At 43.1% G+C, this 19189-nt stretch carries 17 protein-coding genes; 13 read left to right on the forward strand and 4 right to left on the reverse strand.

Features of this window, described 5'->3' with window-relative positions:
• Positions 1–9: 9 nt before the first annotated feature.
• From Q1X33_RS11845 to Q1X33_RS11855, 3 genes are all read right to left on the reverse strand, one after another.
• On the reverse strand, positions 10–1521 hold the full coding sequence (locus tag Q1X33_RS11845) for a UxaA family hydrolase (protein ID WP_005229923.1): 1512 nt from the start codon (positions 1519–1521) through the stop codon (positions 10–12).
• A 12-nt stretch (positions 1522–1533) separates the two neighbouring features.
• Positions 1534–2937 carry a tagaturonate reductase gene (locus Q1X33_RS11850; RefSeq protein WP_301969684.1) on the reverse strand — a complete coding sequence of 468 codons (1404 nt, stop codon included), beginning with the start codon at positions 2935–2937 and terminating at the stop codon, positions 1534–1536.
• Between the two features lie 70 nt (positions 2938–3007).
• Positions 3008–3988 carry a LacI family DNA-binding transcriptional regulator gene (locus tag Q1X33_RS11855; protein ID WP_128488404.1) on the reverse strand — a complete coding sequence of 327 codons (981 nt, stop codon included), beginning with the start codon at positions 3986–3988 and terminating at the stop codon, positions 3008–3010.
• Positions 3989–4150: 162 nt separating this feature from the next.
• Here Q1X33_RS11855 and Q1X33_RS11860 point away from each other — a divergent pair, with 162 nt between their 5' ends.
• Complete coding sequence (locus tag Q1X33_RS11860; protein ID WP_301969685.1) at positions 4151–4444, forward strand: hypothetical protein; 294 nt, start codon at positions 4151–4153, stop codon at positions 4442–4444.
• 39 nt (positions 4445–4483) lie between these two features.
• On the forward strand, positions 4484–6364 hold the full coding sequence (locus tag Q1X33_RS11865) for a helix-turn-helix transcriptional regulator (RefSeq protein WP_301969686.1): 1881 nt from the start codon (positions 4484–4486) through the stop codon (positions 6362–6364).
• Between the two features lie 60 nt (positions 6365–6424).
• Here Q1X33_RS11865 and Q1X33_RS11870 read toward each other — a convergent pair whose 3' ends face one another.
• Positions 6425–7312: a carbohydrate ABC transporter permease gene (locus tag Q1X33_RS11870; protein WP_015509917.1), complete on the reverse strand. Its 888-nt coding sequence runs from the start codon at positions 7310–7312 to the stop codon at positions 6425–6427.
• Positions 7313–7571: 259 nt separating this feature from the next.
• Here Q1X33_RS11870 and Q1X33_RS11875 point away from each other — a divergent pair, with 259 nt between their 5' ends.
• The 11 genes from Q1X33_RS11875 to Q1X33_RS11925 all read left to right on the forward strand — a co-directional run bounded on the left by Q1X33_RS11875 (position 7572) and on the right by Q1X33_RS11925 (position 19148).
• Entirely contained in the window at positions 7572–8540 is a 969-nt protein-coding gene (locus tag Q1X33_RS11875) for a sugar ABC transporter permease (RefSeq protein WP_005229934.1), read from the forward strand.
• 15 nt (positions 8541–8555) lie between these two features.
• Complete coding sequence (locus Q1X33_RS11880) at positions 8556–9233, forward strand: YesL family protein (RefSeq protein ID WP_005229936.1); 678 nt, start codon at positions 8556–8558, stop codon at positions 9231–9233.
• 165 nt (positions 9234–9398) lie between these two features.
• Positions 9399–10520: a glycoside hydrolase family 105 protein gene (locus Q1X33_RS11885; protein ID WP_034869361.1), complete on the forward strand. Its 1122-nt coding sequence runs from the start codon at positions 9399–9401 to the stop codon at positions 10518–10520.
• The gene (locus tag Q1X33_RS11890) at positions 10517–11833 is read left to right on the forward strand and encodes a glycoside hydrolase family 28 protein (protein ID WP_005229941.1); all 1317 of its coding nucleotides are present in this window, start codon (positions 10517–10519) and stop codon (positions 11831–11833) included. The genes Q1X33_RS11885 and Q1X33_RS11890 overlap by 4 nt, the downstream gene beginning before the upstream one ends.
• Positions 11830–12720 carry a dienelactone hydrolase family protein gene (locus Q1X33_RS11895; protein ID WP_005229942.1) on the forward strand — a complete coding sequence of 297 codons (891 nt, stop codon included), beginning with the start codon at positions 11830–11832 and terminating at the stop codon, positions 12718–12720. Before Q1X33_RS11890 ends, Q1X33_RS11895 begins: the two co-directional genes overlap by 4 nt.
• A complete protein-coding gene (locus tag Q1X33_RS11900; protein ID WP_301969687.1) occupies positions 12681–13598 on the forward strand; it encodes a pectinesterase family protein in 918 nt (305 codons plus the stop codon). The genes Q1X33_RS11895 and Q1X33_RS11900 overlap by 40 nt, the downstream gene beginning before the upstream one ends.
• On the forward strand, positions 13595–14041 hold the full coding sequence (locus Q1X33_RS11905) for a DUF4064 domain-containing protein (RefSeq protein WP_005229952.1): 447 nt from the start codon (positions 13595–13597) through the stop codon (positions 14039–14041). Before Q1X33_RS11900 ends, Q1X33_RS11905 begins: the two co-directional genes overlap by 4 nt.
• Complete coding sequence (locus Q1X33_RS11910) at positions 14038–15630, forward strand: glycoside hydrolase family 43 protein (RefSeq protein ID WP_005229954.1); 1593 nt, start codon at positions 14038–14040, stop codon at positions 15628–15630. The genes Q1X33_RS11905 and Q1X33_RS11910 overlap by 4 nt, the downstream gene beginning before the upstream one ends.
• 3 nt (positions 15631–15633) lie before the next feature.
• Positions 15634–17127 (forward strand): extracellular solute-binding protein, encoded by a 1494-nt coding sequence (locus Q1X33_RS11915; protein ID WP_005229957.1) that lies wholly within the window; start codon positions 15634–15636, stop codon positions 17125–17127.
• A gap of 149 nt (positions 17128–17276) precedes the next feature.
• A complete protein-coding gene (locus Q1X33_RS11920; protein WP_034869363.1) occupies positions 17277–18110 on the forward strand; it encodes a sugar phosphate isomerase/epimerase in 834 nt (277 codons plus the stop codon).
• A 165-nt stretch (positions 18111–18275) separates the two neighbouring features.
• Entirely contained in the window at positions 18276–19148 is an 873-nt protein-coding gene (locus Q1X33_RS11925; RefSeq protein ID WP_034869366.1) for a VOC family protein, read from the forward strand.
• Positions 19149–19189: the final 41 nt, after the last annotated feature.

Below are 19189 nucleotides of genomic sequence, written 5' to 3' on the forward strand. Positions count from 1 at the left end.
TTTCTTTGATTATAGTGTCACGCCATTTTTAAAGATGGCGATCTCACGAACGTTGTTGGCTTCATTACGCGTCGGTTTTCCACTGGCAGTATCGATGATCGCTTGAATAAAATCTTCCAGCACGACCTCCATCGGCTCTTCCAACAAGCGACCAGCGTTGAAATCCATCCAGTGGGGTTTCTTATGATAAATCTCTTGATTCGTGGCAACTTTCATGGTCGGCACATAGGCACCAAATGGCGTGCCGCGACCAGTGGTAAATAAGACGAGTTGGCAATCGGCAGAAGCCAGTGCAGAAGCGGCAACAAGGTCGTTTCCTGGACCTTCCAGCAGGCTCAAGCCTGGCTTACGGAGTTTTTCCCCATATTTTAAGACATCGACGACAGCGGAAGTCCCAGATTTTTGAGTACAGCCTAATGACTTATCTTCTAGCGTAGTGATACCGCCTGCCTTATTACCAGGAGAAGGATTTTCATAGACTGGTTCACCGTAAGCAAGAAAATAATCTTTAAAGTCGTTGATTAGATGGAGAATTTTTTCAAAGGTTGCTTCATCTTGTGCACGCGCCATCAAGACTTGTTCAGCGCCAAACATTTCGGGTACTTCCGTCAAGACCGTACTGCCACCTTGAGAAACTAAAAAGTCAGAAAATGCCCCCAACAAAGGGTTGGCGGTGATCCCAGAAAACCCGTCGGAACCCCCACATTTTAACCCGATCTTTAGCTCACTCAAGGGAACGGCTTCTCGTTGATCCTCTTTTGCTGCTTCCAGTAATTCTTCTAATAAGCTTTCGCCGACCGCAATTTCATCGTCGCTTTCCTGTGCCACCATAAATTTGACGCGCTTTGGATCGTAGTCACCCAGGTTTTTCTTAAACTCGGGAACGGTGTTGTTCTCACAACCTAAGCCAAAGACCAAGACGCCACCGGCATTTGGATGATGCACCGCATCAATTAAAATTTGACGGGTGTTTTGATGATCTTGGCCTAACTGGGAGCAGCCGTAGGGATGTTTAAGGATCGTAATATGATCAAAAGTGCCAAGATCTGGATGATTCTTCTTGAAGTTTTCAACAATGATCTCAGCGATACCATTGATACAACCAACTGTTGGCACGATCAGTAAATCATTACGAATCCCAACTTTGCCATTTGCCCGCCGGTACCCTTGGAACGTCGCAGCCCTTTTTGGATAACGGACGGGATGCAAATCGGGGGCATAGGTGTATGCTAAGGTACCAGAAAGGTTGGTTTTGACATTGTGGGTATGCAACCATTGGCCAGTTTTAACATCAGTTAAGAGATGTCCAATGGGGTAGCCATATTTGATCACGTCTTGTGATTGTGCGAGGTCTTTGAGGGCGATTTTGTGTCCTTGTGGAATATCCTCAAAAAGGGTGATCGTTTGGCCTTCAAATGCAAGGGTCGTTTTAGCAGCTAGTGGTTTTAATGCGACTGCGACATTGTCTTTAGGGTGCAATTTCAATAGTTGCGCGGGTGTTTCTGTTAATGTGCTGGACATAAAGATTCTCCTTTATTTCAAACTTGGCTCAGGGGTGTCAATCGACGCAAGTAACTGGCGGGGTCCGTCTTGTTTTAGACACGCGCACATTTCATTGATCGTCGCTGTCATAAAGCTCAGGTCTGCATGCCAAAGCTGCTCATTTTTTAATAGAGCTGCGATCTGTTCTTCTGCTGGTAATTGTTTCACTTGCTGAAATATGGTTGTCACTAGCTCATCATCTTGAAAGGGTCGTGTGAGATAGAAAGTCAGCAACCCTGCCAGTGCAGCAGTGATTCGTTTTGGTACCTGCTGGTTTTGATGGACATAACGACTTAAGACTGGTTGAAGACGCGCACGGAATTTTGAGACGCTGTTTAAAGCGATCGATTGCAGCTGATGCTTCACATAAGGATTTCTGAAGCGCTCTTTGATTTGGTCTGCATAATCTGCAAGCTGCGCTTTAGGCAAATCAAGCATTGGAATCAACTCTTCCTGAAAAAGACCATCCAAAAAGGCTGCAAATTCACGGTCGTTCATTACTTCTTCAACGGTTTCTAAACCTGCTAAAAGAGCGAGTGGAACCATCGCCGTATGAGGACCATTTAATAAATGTACTTTTTGTTCACGGTAAGGAGTCATATCTTCTGTCACGATCACATTCAACCCAGCTTCTTGCAAGGGGAGCTTTTCGGCTACGCCGCTTCCCTCGATCACCCATAGCATAAAGGGTTCCGCAGTGACCATTACGGCATCCTCATAGCCAAGAACCTCTTGGTATTGTGCCACTTTGTCGCGAGGATATCCTGGAACGATCCGATCGACTAAGCTGCAGCAGAAGGTGTTTTCTTTTTCTAACCAGTTGACGAAGTCTGACTCCAAAGACCATAATGCGGCATATTGTAAGACGATCTCTTTTAGTTTTTCTCCATTCCGATCGATCAATTCACAGGGAATGATCAAAAAGCCCTTTTTTCGTAGTTGAAAACGACGATACAAAAGAGCGGTCAGTTTTGCGGGAAAACTTTGGGGAGGGGTATCGTGTAAGGTATCCTCTGGGTGAAACGCAATACCTGCTTCCGTCGTATTAGAAACGATGATCTCAAGTTGCTCGTCTTCGGCTAAAGCAATATAGTCTTCCCATTGCTGATATGGATTCAACACTTGATCAATGGTGGAGACGACTTCAAATGTTTGAGATAAAGCGCCATCGACAAGTCCTTCTAAGATAACGGTATAGAGATTTTCTTGTTGTGCCAACAGCTCTTTCAAGCCGTGATCAATCGGCTTTACCATAACGGCACTGCCATTAAAAAGCCCTTGCTTGTTCATTTGCTGCAGCTGCCAGTTAAAAAAGCCCCGCATAAAATTGCCTTCCCCGAATTGAATCACTCGGGCTGGATAGGTTTGATGGGGTTGTTCGGTAATTTTTTTCATAGAATCCTCCTTAAAATTATATATGCACACGTTAACATTTTTTGCGTAAGCGCTCTTGAAATCAAGAGGCTTACAGCGATTGACGAATGATTAACGAGGTATCAAAGAAATGTTGTTTCTCCACTACTTGATTGGCAAATGCCTGCAACAGCAGGGTTGCTGCCAATTGACTCATTTCATAGACTGGTTTGCGGATCGTTGTTAATGGGGGATACGTATAGGGAGAAAAAGAACTATCATCAAAACCGATGATACCGATCTCCTCAGGGATCTTTCGTCCTGCTTGATGACAGGCATTGATCGCACCGATCGCCATGTCATCATTGGCGCAAAAAATCACTTCAGGTGGTTCAGGTAAAGCGAGTAGTTGCTGGGCACCCAGCTGACCGCTTTCCAACGAGTAGTCGCCAGCTACGAAGTATTCTTTCGGGCAGACAAGCTGCTTTTCTTGAATCGCTTTCATAAATCCTTTGCGGCGCTCTCTAGCGGAACCAAAGGAAGCGATCCCTTCGATCATGGCGATCTTTCGAAAGCCTTGTTCAAGCACATAGGTGATCATTTGATAGACCCCTTGGGCATCATTACTAGTGACATTCATCAAGGTTGCATCCTGCAATTGACGATTCAAAACGACGATGGGAATGTTTTTCTTTGAAAGAGCAGCGATAAAGCCGTCATCACGATTGCTTTGACTCATCACGATCGCTCCATCGAGGCGATTCGGCTCTTCATCAAATGTATCGGATTGCAATAATTCATGAACCGCCAAAGTATATTCGGATGGTAGGGTATCACTGATTCCTTTGATCACTTCGACTAAAAAGCTATCGGAAGTACCAATGGATAGATGAGAAAAATAAAGACCAATGATATAGGATTTTTGATTCACCAGACTTTTGGCATTGACATTGGGCACATAGTGTAAAGATTCAGCGATGGCTGCGATCTTCTTTTTTGTTTCTGGCTTAATTAATGGGCTATCGTTTAGCGCACGAGAAACAGTTGTATGTGAAACACCAGCGACTTTGGCGATATCTTTGATCGTGACCATAGAAAACCTTCTTCCTTTTTGCTTGATTTAAGCATAGCTTGTTCCCACGAGAATGTCAATACACCAAGGATGCACACGTGAAACATTTTTCAAAATAACATAGGAACTTTTTCTGGGATGTGCTAGTATAAAAGAAGATAGTTAGGTAATGGGAGGGAGTCTATGAAATTCTTTTTAAGCTATCATCAAACGTCCAACTTGTTTTATAAAATATTTATTTTGATTTTTCTAATTGGTAGCGCTTTAATCATTGGGTTTAGTGGGGTCATTTATCATCGAACGTATCAAAACATTCAAGAAACATTTTTGCAAAGTCAACATAATTTGGTCAACCAAGTCAAAGAAAATCTGGATCAAAAAATTCAGATGGTGGAGTATGCCTTTTCTACATACAGTAGCACACAAAGCTTTTCCGATACGATGGAACAGCCGTTTTCCGTGACGAATTATCGATAAGTACGAGAGATCAATTCACAACTGGCTTACATTGGTGTGATGGGGATCGAAAACGCCAGTTACCAATTGGTGAATTTGAACCAGCATTGGAAAATCGAAGAAGGCTCCTTAAAACAGATCGATGATACTGAATTCGCTGCTTTTCAAGCGTTGATCGACAACCAACGCTACTTGTATTGGTTACCAGAAGATGGCTATTTAAAAATGGTGATGACGCTGCCTGTGTTTCGACAGGAAACCACTGCTTTGGGGATTGCTGAAATCCAAGACCATACCATTGCGCAGTTGGTGGCAGATCATGACGATTCCTTTTTGAATATTTTTCATGCAGACGGACAACTGCTTTTCGATAATGGTGAAGTGATCGATTCTGCCTTACAAGAAACAATGATTGCAGCTGCCCACGGCGATGGCATCTTCACTGACAAAGAAAACAATAAGTATGTGGTCACACAATCGGATTACAATCAGTGGTATCATGTAATCCGCCTGGCGCCTGCTAGCGTTTCACAAGCAATCCGTGAATTAAGAAGCGGTTTGATCGTGATTGGCAGTCTTTTGATCATTCTCTTTTTATTAGTATCCTATCGCATTGCGATCGTGGCTACCTCACCCATCAATCGGATCGGTGAGCTTTTAAAGCCCAAAAAACAAGGTCAGAAATTAGAAGTCAATCAGTTGATTTCCGATATCGACCAGGTCTTACATCAAAACCACGATCTCGCCGTCAAAGTCGAGCATCAAAAGCCCGAATTAGAATCCTTGTTTCTATTAAACTTGTTTCGCGGCTGTATCTCAGAAGAAGATATTCACTTAAAACTGTCACAATTTGGGTATGAAGTATCCAAAACAGAACACTTTGCCGTATTACTGATTCAAATCGATGATTTGTGTGGACGAGAAACAGCGACTATTGATATTTTCTTGCTTGCCATTGAGAATCTCGTTTCTGAGATCATTCCAGAAAATTTGCGTTTTCAACCAATCATCTCCAGTCAAGAAACCCAAGGAACGATTTTAAAGCTTCCTGAATCAGTTGACCAAAAACAAGTATTGACCTATTGTCAAAAGATCCATCAAGCGGCAAAAGATTACTTGAAAATTAAAATAAGTTGTGGGGTCTCACAATCCTACGACCGCCTCGTAGAAACCAAATTAGCGGTTGATAACGCCAAAGAAGCCTTGCACTATCGAATGAATTTAGGGGAAGAAGTCATTATCTTTTTTGACGACATTGCAGCACAATTAGACAATAATGCGATCGTTCAATACCCTAGAGAAGCAGAAAGCACCTTTTTGGATGCCATGCGTAGTGGGGAACTAGCGACCATCAAAGCGAGTTACACGGAAGTCGTACGGGAAATCATTCATGAAAACAAAAATCCGTTGACGATTGAAAGTGCCTTGTTTAAGTTGATCAACAGTATCGTTCAGCTAGGGCAACTCTTAGGAGCGGATCATACCAGCTTGCAGAATAGTCGTAAAGTTTATCAATCCGTGCTCAACCAAACTAGTTTGTTCAAAGTTGAGCAAATCATCTATCATGAGTTAGTTTTACCTATCGTTGAAACGACACAAGCCAAAACAGATCGAGAAATTCGCTCCTTGTCTGAAAAGATGGTCTTGATCGTACACCAACAATACGATCAAGATCTCTCCTTAGATAGCATTGCTGAACAGCTGCATTATAATGCCAATTACTTAAGTAATGTGTTTAAAAAGGAATTATCCATCAATTTTGCCGATTACTTACAAAACTATCGGTTGCAAATCGCCAAAAAATGGTTGCGGGAAACGGATATGACGATCAAGGAAATCGCAGCCAACCTTCAATATACCAACTCTCAAAACTTCATCCGCTTTTTCAAAAAGAAAGAACAGATGACCCCTGGAGAGTATCGCAAACGATCCAAAGACTAAAAGAAAAAAAGCGCTTTTTGATCGTTGATCAAAAGCGCTTTTTTCTTTGCTGCCTGTTGGTTACCCTTTGACGGAACCAACCATTGCACCTTTCACGAAATACTTCTGGACAAAGGGATAGGCGATCAACATTGGCAGAGTTGCAACGACGATCACGGCCATTTTTACGGATTGTGCTGGGGGGACAACATCGACACTAGCGGCATCGGCGTTCATCCCGCTGGAGACGATCACGATTTGTCGAAGGAGCACTTGGATCGGCCATTTCGCTGAATCATTGATGTACAAGATCGCTGATTGATAAGTATTCCAATAACTAACAGCGTAGAACAAAGAGATCGTCGCAATCGATGGTAAGGAAAGGGGTAAGATGATACGGAAAAAGACGCCCCAATCAGAGCAACCATCCATTTTTGCGGATTCCTCTAAACTATCAGGAATCCCTTGGAAAAAGTTTCTCATAATGATCATATTATATGCACTGATGGCGCTCGGTAAGATCAATGCCCAGAGAGAATCGATCAAGCCGAGGCTTTGTACCAAAATAAAACTTGGGATCATCCCACCGCTAAACAACATGGTAAATACGACAATAAAGTTGAAGATGCCGCGTCCATGCAAATATTTTCTCGAAAGAGCATAGGCCATAAAAGAGGTCAAGATCATTGAAAGAACCGTTCCGACGATGGTCACGAAAAGGGAAACACCAATACTCGTAAAAATCGTGGGTGTCGAGAGAATATACCGGTAAGCATTTAAGCTAAATTCACGTGGGATAATGATAAATGTTCGTGTCGCGATCTCAGAAGAAGAAGCAAAGGAGCTTCCGAGAATGTTTAGAAAAGGTAAGAGACACGTTAAGGTGAAGAGTAGTAGAAAGCCAATAATAAATCCTTGAACGACCCGTTCACTTTTCGGGCGGTTCGTTTTTTTCAGGGTTTGTTGCATAGAAAAAACCTCCATCTTTTTTTACTTAAATAGGTACTTCCAACGTATCATGAGGCGGGGACAACGTATATAATCACTTTTACATGTTAAAAAATTCACAATAGTGATAAACGTTGATAAATCAAGGGTTTTCCAATTCGATTGAGAAATAATCCTAAAAAATGTATGCCTTTTCAAAGCTGGGAAAATGATTATATACGTTATCTTTTTTTCACGCTACCATGGGACTATCAAATCAAAAAAATTCGGAGGAACAAGTATGGAAACAAAAGTTGATAATTACTTCTCACCACTTAATGAAGAAGAACAGCGGCTGCGGCTGAAAAAGAAAAAATGGGCGCAAATCAGAAAAAATCGTGCCCTCTATATTATGGTATTGCCGGGGATTTTATATTTTCTTATTTTCCGTTACATACCGATGGGCGGTTTGGTCATCGCTTTTCAAGACTACCAACCATTCTTGGGGATCCTAGGAAGCCCCTTTGTTGGCTTCACTCATTTTATTCGGCTCTTTACTGAAGATACCTTCGTGATGTTGATGCGCAATACACTGATCATGTTTTTCTTAAATATCACGATTTCTTTCCCTTTTCCTATATTATTGGCACTTATGCTAAATGAAGTAAACAATCGCCGTTTGAAAAAAGGGATTCAAACCATCATTTATTTGCCTCATTTTATGTCGTGGGTCATCGTTGTTTCCATCTTCTATGTTTTATTAACGACAGAAGGTGGTGTAATCAATAACATGATCGAAAGTCTTGGTGGCGAACGTATCCCGTTTCTAACAAGCCGCACGTGGTTGCGTCCAATGTACATTTTCCAAGATCTTTGGAAAGGTGCCGGTTGGGGGACGATCGTCTATCTAGCCGCTATTACCAATGTTGATGAACAGCTTTATGAAGCTGCGGATATGGATGGGGCTGGCAAGCTACGAAAAATGTGGCATATCACATTGCCTTGTATTCGTCCAACGATCGTAACCTTATTGATTTTAAAGATCGGTTCGATCTTAGATATGGGCTTTGAGCATATGTTCTTGTTGATGAACTCAATGAACCGTGAAGTTGCCCAAATCTTTGATACCTTTGTCTATACCGCCGGGATTCAAAATGGTCAATTGAGTTACTCGACAGCTGTTGGGCTGTTTAAAGGACTTGTTGGCTTGATCCTCGTTATCTTTGCGAATCGTTTGGCGAAAAAAATTGGCGAAGACGGGATTTATTAAGAAAGAAGGGATCACATGACGATCGAAAAGATCACGAAAATCAACGAAGGATTACTCGCATTTTTGACGCTGATCGCACTTCACTTTCTTTGGCTCAGTGTGACTCTCCTGGGAGGGGTCCTCTTTGGCATTGGCCCTGCGTCGTATGCCATGATGAAATATTATGATCGCTGGCTTCGTCTTCATGAACGACCACCTTTGATCAAAAGTTTTTTCTACTATAGTAAAGAACGGTTCCGACAATCGGTGCTGATCAGTTGGTTGTTTCTGATCATTGCAGCGATCGTGATCACCAACATATTTGCGCCATTTCCATGGTTTATCCAAGTAGCGAATGTCCTCTTTTTGATTGCGTTTCTCTTTTTATTCATGCACGTGTATACCGTCATGGCAGCCACCAACTTTGTGACCGTGTTTGAGATCCTGCGGGGGAGTGCGTTGTTAGGTTTAGGCTATCTGCATTATTCGATCATAAGTTGGACGATTTTGATCGTTGGCTATTTAGTCCTGGGCAGTTATTTCTTGATCGGCCTCTTTTTGATGGGTAGCAGCTTAGTTGGTGGTGTTTTTGCCCTTGCTGGTAAAAAAATTCTTCAAGATATCCACCCAATTGAAACAGATCAGGTGGTTTCAAAAACGGCATCGACTACGGAGCAAACCGTTGCCAGCAAAGGAGATGAGGTCATTATCTAAAGAAAACGGCTCAAAGACTTTTACTGGTCCGCAAACAAAACGGTCACTAGAGAACACCTGAAAATAGCAAGACAAGCTGAACCCTCATGAAATACAGCCGGTAAAACGGATTCATTCAAATAGCTCTATGAATTGAGGAGACTACAATAAAAGGAAGTATCGTACATGAAGAACTATTCGGAAATTGCTTTGAACACATTATTTGAGCGCTATGACTACTTATGCAAAGAAAAAATTTATCACGGAAAATGGTCCTATGACATCGGGGTCGTTTTACAAGGCGTGAAAGAAGCCTATGAGCAAACTGGTGACAAACGCTATTTCGACTATATCCAAAACACGATGGATTTTTATATTGACGAAGACGGTTGTATCAAAAACTATCAGATGGATGCGATGAATATCGATTACATCAATAATGGCAAATGTTTATTCTTACTATACAAAGAAACAGGTGCTTCAAAATACAAGATCGCCTTGGACACGCTGTATCAACAATTACAGCAGATGCCAAGAACAAGCGAAGGCGGGTTCTGGCATAAAAAAATCTATCCTTATCAAATGTGGTTAGATGGCTTATATATGGGGGCCCCATTTCTAACAGAATACGCACTGACATTTGAGAAAGAAGAAGCATTGGAAGATGTAATCAAGCAATTCACCTTATGCTTTACGCATACCCTAGATCCAAAAACGGGTCTTTTGTATCACGCGTGGGATGAACAAAAAGTCCAGCAGTGGGCAGATCCTGAGACCGGTTGTTCAAAAAATTTCTGGGGACGATCAATGGGATGGTTCATGATGGCTCTCACAGATACGATGGTGCTATTAGGGGAATCAGAGCAGAAGAATCCATTAGAAAAAATGTTTCTCTCCTGTCTAGAAGCTCTTGCTAAAGTAAGAGATCCCCAGAAAAAAGTGTGGTATCAAGTCTTAGATAAAGGCAGTGAGCGTGGGAATTATTTAGAAGCATCCGCTTCTTCAATGATTTGTTACGCAACAGCGAAAGCAGTCAAAGCAGGGATCATCGATCAAAAATGGCAAGTGTTTGCCCAAGAGACCTATCAAGGATTGCTTGATGAGTTTGTCTTTTTAACAAAAGAAGGCTGGTTGAATCTGATCAGAAACTGTGAAGTTGCTGGTCTTGGTGGCCCAGATGATCGGGATGGTACGTTTGTTTACTATATCAGTGAACCCGTTATCACGAATGATTTCAAAGGATACGGTGCCTTTTTACAAGCAAGTTTACTGCTACAACCACTAACGGAGGAAGGAAGCAAGAAATGAATATCCAATTGACTACAGCTGATTTACAAGAAAAAGAAGGTCTGTTGACAGAAGCGATTCAAGAAAAAATTGATGAATTGCATCAACAAGGAGGAGGCAGAATCACTTTTTCCGCAGGACGCTATCCGACAGGTGCGCTCTTTTTAAAAAGTAACATTGAACTGCACCTACTATTGGGGGCGACCTTAGTATTTTCTGATGATCCCAAAGACTATCCCGTCGTCGTGTCTCGCTGGGAAGGGGTCAAACGGGAAGTTTATGCCTCTTGTTTATATGCCGAGAATGCGGAAAATATCGCTGTCACAGGATTAGGAATGCTTGATGGACAAGGGCAAAGATGGTGGAAGACCTTTCGGGAAAACCGTGAACAACTTGCTTATCCACGACCTAAATTAATCAGTTTTGACTCTTGCCAGCAAATTACGTTGAAAGATATCCGTCTTGTCGATTCACCAAGTTGGACCGTCAATCCGATTCTTTGCCAAGATCTAACGATCGATAATCTTCGCATCAAAAATCCAGCGGATTCGCCAAATACGGATGGGATCGATCCTGAATCTTGTAAAAATGTCCGCATCAGTAACTGTCATATCGATGTTGGTGATGATTGTATCGCCATCAAATCAGGAACGGAGGACACCAAAGAACGGGTCGCTTGTGAGAATATCACGATCGTAAATTGCCATATGCTTCATGGGCATGGGGCAGTCGTTCTAGGTAGTGAGATGAGCGGCGATATTCGTAATGTCACCATCAGTAACTGTATTTTTCAAGATACCGATCGTGGGATTCGGTTGAAATCCCGTCGGGGACGTGGCGGAACGATCGAAGATATTCGAGTGAATAACATTGTGATGGATAATGTTATCTGTCCATTCACTTTAAATCTTTACTATTTCTGTGGACCGAAAGGCAAAGAAAAGTATGTTTGGGATAAAAATCCGTACCCGATCACCGAGGAAACCCCTCATTTTCGGAGAATCCATTTTGCAAATATCTCGGCTCGGAATGTTCATGCGGCCGCTGGGTTTGTTTATGGCTTGGCTGAACAATTTATTTCAGATATCACTTTCCAAGATATTGCTGTCTCTATGGCTGAACACCCAATTCCAGGAAAGCCTGCAATGATGACAGGTATCGAAGAGATGACAAAACAAGGCTTTTATATTGGCTGTGGACGGAATATTCAGTTTGATCGTATCAATTTGGAAGGCGTAACTGAAGCGTTCCATATCGAGAATAGTCGGGAAATCACCGTCACACAATCATTTGAGAATCGTCAGCCTCTGGCATTTCAAGGAGATTTTTTGTGAGGGATCCTCAGTTACTACAGCTGCTAGGTCCTGATATGAAAGTTGCACCACAAGTGGTTCAGCAAACAAAAGAGCAAGTGCAAAATTATACCTTGGAACATTTACTTCTACGATTAAATCAAGAAGAGGATGTCCCTGCATACTTTGCTTATCCTAGCTCTCAGCAACCTGTTCCACTCGTTTTGTTCAATCATTCTCATGGCGGCGACTTCACGATGGGGAAAGAAGAACTACGACAAAGTCCGTGTTATATGCAAAAAGAAAGCCTATTCGCGACATTTATGAAGTTGGGCGTCGCCGTTGGGGTGATCGACATGTGGGGCTTTGGCGAACGAAAAAACGGTGAGAATGATAGCTACAAGCGGTTTCTGTTGCATGGCAAAACATTATGGGGACAACGAATCTATGACAACCAACAGTTTTTGACCTATCTTGCTTCCCGCAAAGAAGTGAAACATTCCGCTATCGCCACATTGGGACTTTCTATGGGCGGCTTGATGAGCTGGTGGTTGGCAGCGCTTGATGAACGGATATCAGTGGTGGTGGACATGGCAGCACAAGTGGACTATCAAGCATTGATCGAAGAGGACTGTCTAAGCAAACATGGGTTTTACTATTATGTTCCTAATGTGTTGAAAGACTTTACGACTGTGGCGATCCAAAAACAGATCGCACCACGCCCGCGTTTGAGTTTGGTTGGCAAAGAGGATCGTGGCTGCCCCTCAAGCGGCGTCGCTCGTTTGGATCAGCAGATTGGGCAGCATTATGAAGCAATAGGCTATAAGGAGCATTGGCAGGCGTGTTGCTTGCCAGGCGGTCATGAAGAAACCAAGGAGATGAGAGCGCAGTGGATCGAATTTCTAAAACAGCACCTCCTATCAAGCTAAAGGTTAGTAAAGAGCCGCAAAAGGGTGATTTTACGAGTATCCAAGCAGCCGTGCTGGCTGCTGAAGCCTTAAAAGCACCTTGTGAAATCACGATCGCCTCTGGCGTGTATCAAGAACAGGTGAAAATTTATAAGAACCAGCTTACGTTGATTGCGGAACCTAACACGTTCTTATGCTACCACTTGGCTGCCGAGCAAACCGATGAAAATGGGCAAAAAAGAGGAACGTTTCAAACAGCGACGCTCTTTATCAATAGCCGAGAAGTCTTTGTAAAAAACCTGACCATCATCAATGACGCAGGGTATGGGCGAGCAGTCGGGCAAGCAGTTGCCGTCTATATCGAAGGGGATGACATTCGCTTCGAACGCTGTCATCTCGATGCTTTTCAAGATACCTTGTGCCTGGGTCCATTGCCAAAATATACCAAAGAAGGCGAACCAATGATCAGTCCTTGGCGAAAGACAATCTTTGACCAACAACAGAGTTTGTTTTTGCATTGCAGGATCAGTGGAACAGTCGATTTTATTTTTGGCGGTGGTTCCGCCACCTTTGAAGAGTGTCACTTGCATTGTAAAAATACACCACAAACGAACTATGTTACTGCTGCCTCAACCAGCAAACAAGCAAGCGGGTTAACCTTCGATCGGTGCCGAGTGACAGGGGACAAAGCCTATTACTTAGGCCGTCCTTGGCGTAATGACGCCAAAGTCACCTTTTTATCCTGCTGCTTTGATCAACAGCTCGCCCCTTGCGGATGGTCTGATTGGGGAAAAACAGCAAGCCACCAAACGGTCATATTCACGGAGCGAATGTGTTGTTACCAAAGAAGTCCCCAACGTCCTGAATGGGTGACTATTGAAGGAGTGATAGAAAAATGAGCAAGGCAAAATGGTCTGGCTGGATCGGGATGGTTCTCGCTCTGGTGTTTATGGGCGGCTTTTCCTTGGCGATCAATCAAATGACTGTCCAGCAGTTCGAAGAGATCTTTCAACGTGCGTTTCCCACTATACTGAATCAAATGACGGAAGAAGCAGCATTGGCGCAATTTCAAACACTCGGCGCTTGGTTTGGCTTCACGCTGTTGGCACTCCTGATATTGGTTTCAGTGGCGACGATGCTTGTTCGCTATCGTAATTATCGAAAGCAATCTTGTGCTATTTATTTTTTGACTGGTGTCGTGACATTGATTGGTAGTCAAATGATCGCTTTTCCGATTGCCTTTTGTTTCTTTTTAGCGGCGGGTTTTTGTTTTCTCCATCGCGATGACGGACACAAGAAAAAAACAACGAACGCAGTCAGCAAACAAGGAGGGGTTGCATGAAGGCAATAATCAATAATCCGATTTTAAGAGGGTTTCATCCTGATCCGAGTATTTTAAAAGTCGAGGATACTTATTATTTAGCGGTTTCTTCCTTTGAGTGGTTGCCAGGTATTCGGGTCTACTGTTCTCAAGATCTAGTCAATTGGTCCCATGAAACAGATATTCTGACCAATCAAGTGGATTTATTAGGCAACGCAGCAAATTGCAGCATTTGGGCACCGCAAATCAGTTACGCAAACGGACAATACTATTGTGTCTATACAAATGTTCGCAACACGACACGCCCCTTCAAAGACTGTCGAAACTATCTCATCACGGCTCCTACCATTCATGGGCCATGGAGTGAGCCCATTTACTTAAATGGTAGTGGCTTTGATCCGTCCTTGTTTCATGATCAAGAGGGGCGTATCTGGTTATTGAATGCGCTTTGGGATTATCGTAAGGATACACCAAATAAATCGGTGGGGATCGTGCTCCAAGAATACTCTGAAGCACAAGGGTGCTTGATCGGTGACAGAGTGCCAATTTTTTCTGGAACCCAGCTGGCGAAGACTGAAGCACCGCATCTTTATTACCACAATGAGTGTTATTACTTACTGACGGCAGAAGGAGGAACGGGTGCAGGTCATGCGGTAACAGTTTGTCGTAGTAAAACCATCACTGGACCTTATGAAGTAGATCCGCATTTTCCCATGATGCGTGCCTATCAGCGCGAAGATTCCCCTTTTCAATGTACAGGTCATGGCAGTTTGACGATTGCGCCATCAGGAGAATGGGTCATGAGCTATTTGATGACTCGGCCAGTAGAAGGGACAGCGATCCTTGGACGAGAGACAGCACTCCAAACTGTCTATTGGGATCACGAAGGATGGCTGCGTCTTAGCAATAACGATACGATCCCAGATCAAACCATCAGGCTCGCTAGCGACGTTCAGAAGCAAAGGGCATCACCTGCTGTTTTTATTGATGACTTTAAAGGATCATTGCAAAAAGCATGGAACGGTAGACGATTGCTGCCCAATGAAGAGTGGTGCAATCTGAGTGAGCGACCAGGGTATTTGCGATTGATCGGCGGAGAATCGATGCAATCGAACTTTCATAAGCACTTATTGGCGATTCGTCAACAAGACTTTTGTTTTGAAGCTGAAACAGTGATGGAATACCACCCCCAATCGTTCAATCAGATGGCTGGATTGTCGCTTTTCTTAAATGAAGAAAACTATTTGTTTTTCTACGTAACCTATGATGAAAAAGAAGACAAGGTCCTTCGGTTGCTGCGGTGTTGTGAAGGAGAATTTCACTTGTTCCCAGATAAATTGCCCCTCGCTGCTGCAAGTGAGCCGATCGGATTGAAAGTAGTCGGTTCTTATCTAGAAGCCCAATGGTTCTATCGGCAATCACAAACGTGGCATCCCTTTAAAAAGCAAAACATCCAGTTCTTGACTGGTGGTTTTACGGGGAATTTCATTGGAATCAGTGCCCATGATTTAGATCACTTTGGCAAAAGCTATGCCGATTTTGAATATTTTACGTATCAAGGGAAAGATCCGCTCGATGATGGCTCCCTAAAAATAGAGAAAGAAGGTTAACAAATGAAAAAGTTGAAAGTTGCAAGTTTATTATTATGTGCTGGACTGTTTTTAGCAGGCTGCGGCGATGGTGGAGGTTCACCTGAAGGATCAGAAAGCGAAGGAAAATCAAGTATTTCGTGGATGGCGATGCTTCATACTGCTTCCCCACCCTCTGGAGATGTCACGCAAAAGTTAGAAGAATACACAGGGGTCGATATCGACTTTACGTGGGTGCCAGATGCTTCAAAAACAGAACGCTTGAATGCAGCATTGGCGTCGAATTCTTTAGCAGATATCGTTAGTCTGACAGAAATCAATAACACAACCGTCCGCAGCTCACTCGCATCTGGAATGTTCTGGGATGTGGAACCCTATTTAGAAGAGTTCCCGAATTTGGCAGAAATTTCCGAAGATCGGTTAGAGTCTTCTCGAATTGATGGTCGAATCTATGGTGTTCCGTTTTTAAAACCGATCGCTCGTTATGGCGTCCTTGTCAGAAAAGATTGGTTGGATAATTTAGGCTTGGACGTGCCATCGACATTAGAAGAATTAGCTGCTGTCGCCCAAGCCTTTACGGAAGATGATCCAGATGGAAACGGTACGGATGATACGGTTGGTTTCGTAGAGCGTGATGAGTCCTTTAACGTTGGGTTCCGTTCACTTTCAGGTTACTTTGGTGCAGACAATTGGTTTACGATCACGGATGATGATGAAGTGATGCCATCCTTTATGCAACCAGAATACAAAGAAGCAATGGAATGGTTCCGTAATATCTATGATAACGGCTGGATGAATTCTGATTTTGCGGTAATGGCGAAAAATGATCAGAAGAACTATATCGTTCAAGGTCGTGGTGGGATCGTATTGAGTGGTTTGCAAGAAGTACGTAACTACATTGATGATGCAGCTGGTACTGATGAAGAGCATATGGAATGGGTCTTGATCAATGATATCCTCCATGAAAATGTGGAACGTCGTATCCTTTCTGATACCAATGGTGGAATGGGCGGCTGGTTAGCCATTCCGAAAAACAATGTTGAAACCGAAGAAGACTTACGTGTTGTTTTGAAATTTATCAATGATTTGATGGACGAAGAGCCGTTTACGTTGATGACGCAAGGGATCGAAGGGGTCCATTATGAAATTGATGATGAGGGTGTCTATGTCCGTTTAGATGATACGAAGTGGCAACAAGAAGTACAACCATTTTCTTCGTCTCGTCCATCAGAATTAGTAACAGTTTTCCCTTCAAGCAACCCATATGTCAACTTAGCCAATGAAAAGATTCGCGAAAATGAAGAGTTTGCGGTGATCAATCCTGCACAATCGCTGACCTCTGAAACCTATGATCGTTCATGGTCAAGCTTGATTGAAGGAATCTCAGATGCTTACTACCAATATATGACTGGGGAAATCGAGATCGATGGGTTTGATACAGCGATCGAAACCTTCTTAAGAAATGGTGGACAGCAAATCATTGACGAGTTCACGGAAGATTATCGTTCACAACAATAAAGGTCACAAAGGGTTCTGATCATCTATTGAGAAGAAATGGATGAAGTGAGGAGCCGCTACTGCTGAATGATTTGAAGACCAAGACCAGTTGAAGTGATTCGCTGCTTGGTCTTCTTTTTGCTTCAAAAGCAGTGAAGAAAGGAGAAGCTATGTTTCAACTAACTGTTCGGGGGCATGATTTAAAGAATTATGGGTCCCCAGAAGAATTAGGGCAAAAAATTGCCGCCCAAAACATTCATAACATTCAATTTGCATTAAATAAGTCCTTCCCACAATGGGCAGAGCCAGAGCAATTAAGCCCTGGTTTAGGCCGTTTTTTCAACCGTGTTTTTGGTCAATCTCACGTTCAGGTCGCTTTATTAAGTTGTTATTGTAATCTGATCCATCCTGATCTGGAAGAACGGGAAGCGATTTTATCCAGATTCGAGACCTATCTCGCACATGCCAAATATTTTGATGCAGCTATGGTCGCAAGTGAAACTGGTTCGGTTTTGCCAAATATGGGGTATACCGAGGAAAATTTCAGTGACGTCGTTTTCGATGATTTGGTTCAGGTGATCAAGCGTTTGGTCCAAGTGGCTAAGAGACATCAAGTGATGCTAGGAATTGAAGCGGGCTTAAATCATCCACTATCATCGATCGACCGAATCGAAGAATTGCTGGAACGGGTACCCTCTGACTATTTAGGGATCATCTTTGATCCAACCAATCTGATTACTGCGAAGAACTATCAAGAGCAAGTCGCTTTGACAAGGGAAGCTTTTTCCCGCTTTGGCGATGCCATCGTTTGCTTGCACTTGAAAGACTATCAAGTAATCGATGGGAAAATCAAGGTAGTCCCATTGGGAGAAGGAATGATTGATTATCAACAACTATTGGCCATCACCGCTGAATACAAGCCATATTGTTATGTTGTGTTAGAAGGGACGACCGAAGAAGCGATGCAGCCAGCCATTTCACTGATTGAAGCACTGAAAAAGTGAGCGAGTTGTCTTTGATTGTGACTGATGAGGAAATGCTTTGTTTCTAGGAATCACGGAAGATCACGGAGTCCTTTCCTCAACAAGCAGATTTATTTACTTACTAAAAGTTAGTGTTATACTTAAAGGTACAAGTGAATTTAACTGTTTAGAAAAGAGGAAATAGCGATGAAAATGATTCAATCAACCTATCAAATCGATGCAGCAGCCGCAATTGGCAAAGTCGTTTTAAAAGTAGCAAACATAGAAAAAATGAGCCAGTTTTATTCGGACGTGATCGGCCTGACTTTATTGGAGCAAAGTGTAGATCACGCGCGATTAGGCGTGGGAGCGCAAGAGCTTTTAGTTCTAGAGAAGGTGAGTGATCCGTTGCCTTTGACACGGAAAACAGGCCTTTTCCATACGGCGTTTCTTTTGCCTAGCCGTAAAGACCTAGGAAATATGCTGATCCATTATTTGGAAGCCAAAGCTCCCCTGGATGGTGCCAGCGATCATGGATATAGTGAAGCGTTATACCTGACCGATCCAGAAGGAAACGGGATCGAAGTGTATCGTGACAAACCGATGAGTGAATGGGATATTCGAGCAGATGGTGAGATCGTAGGCGTTACTATCGAAATGGACGCGCAAGGCGTGCTGGGAGCCGCTGACCGATCTCAAACGACCTTTCCAGTTGGCACCACGGTGGGGCATGTCCATTTGAAAGTGGCGGACTTGGCAAAAACAGAAGAATTCTACACAGAAGTTTTAGGCATGCGTTTGACCTCAGATTTTGGTAGCCAAGCAAAGTTTTTTGCTGCTGGTTCGTATCATCACCATATCGGATCGAATATTTGGATGGGAAGAAATGTTCCAGCTATGGAAGAACAGGATCTAGGCTTAGCGTACTTTACGATCGTTTTGCCAGCTTTGGCTTTTTCTACGTTACGAAGTAATCTCAAGGCAAGAGGCTTTTCGTATGAGTTAGAAACAGACAGCCGCTTGCATTTGACTGATCCGAATGGGATCAATCTGATCATCGAAAGAAAGAATCAGCCTTAAGATGGAGGTTTTTTCATTCATGAAATGAGAGAATAACCTAT

The sequence above is a fragment of the Enterococcus sp. B2E4 genome (assembly GCF_030499455.1).
Taxonomy (GTDB): Bacteria; Bacillota; Bacilli; order Lactobacillales; family Enterococcaceae; genus Enterococcus_D; species Enterococcus_D casseliflavus.

What these genes read in the sequence shown, in the direction of transcription:
- Q1X33_RS11845 (WP_005229923.1), bottom strand. Translation starts at nt 1,521, where the DNA reads ATGTCCAGCACATTAACAGAAACACCCGCGCAACTATTGAAATTGCAC.
- Q1X33_RS11910 (WP_005229954.1), top strand. Translation starts at nt 14,038, where the DNA reads ATGAAGGCAATAATCAATAATCCGATTTTAAGAGGGTTTCATCCTGAT.
- Q1X33_RS11860 (WP_301969685.1), top strand. Translation starts at nt 4,151, where the DNA reads ATGAAATTCTTTTTAAGCTATCATCAAACGTCCAACTTGTTTTATAAA.
- Q1X33_RS11875 (WP_005229934.1), top strand. Translation starts at nt 7,572, where the DNA reads ATGGAAACAAAAGTTGATAATTACTTCTCACCACTTAATGAAGAAGAA.
- Q1X33_RS11920 (WP_034869363.1), top strand. Translation starts at nt 17,277, where the DNA reads ATGTTTCAACTAACTGTTCGGGGGCATGATTTAAAGAATTATGGGTCC.
- Q1X33_RS11850 (WP_301969684.1), bottom strand. Translation starts at nt 2,937, where the DNA reads ATGAAAAAAATTACCGAACAACCCCATCAAACCTATCCAGCCCGAGTG.
- Q1X33_RS11870 (WP_015509917.1), bottom strand. Translation starts at nt 7,312, where the DNA reads ATGCAACAAACCCTGAAAAAAACGAACCGCCCGAAAAGTGAACGGGTC.
- Q1X33_RS11925 (WP_034869366.1), top strand. Translation starts at nt 18,276, where the DNA reads ATGAAAATGATTCAATCAACCTATCAAATCGATGCAGCAGCCGCAATT.
- Q1X33_RS11865 (WP_301969686.1), top strand. Translation starts at nt 4,484, where the DNA reads ATGGGGATCGAAAACGCCAGTTACCAATTGGTGAATTTGAACCAGCAT.
- Q1X33_RS11890 (WP_005229941.1), top strand. Translation starts at nt 10,517, where the DNA reads ATGAATATCCAATTGACTACAGCTGATTTACAAGAAAAAGAAGGTCTG.
- Q1X33_RS11905 (WP_005229952.1), top strand. Translation starts at nt 13,595, where the DNA reads ATGAGCAAGGCAAAATGGTCTGGCTGGATCGGGATGGTTCTCGCTCTG.
- Q1X33_RS11915 (WP_005229957.1), top strand. Translation starts at nt 15,634, where the DNA reads ATGAAAAAGTTGAAAGTTGCAAGTTTATTATTATGTGCTGGACTGTTT.
- Q1X33_RS11855 (WP_128488404.1), bottom strand. Translation starts at nt 3,988, where the DNA reads ATGGTCACGATCAAAGATATCGCCAAAGTCGCTGGTGTTTCACATACA.
- Q1X33_RS11885 (WP_034869361.1), top strand. Translation starts at nt 9,399, where the DNA reads ATGAAGAACTATTCGGAAATTGCTTTGAACACATTATTTGAGCGCTAT.
- Q1X33_RS11880 (WP_005229936.1), top strand. Translation starts at nt 8,556, where the DNA reads ATGACGATCGAAAAGATCACGAAAATCAACGAAGGATTACTCGCATTT.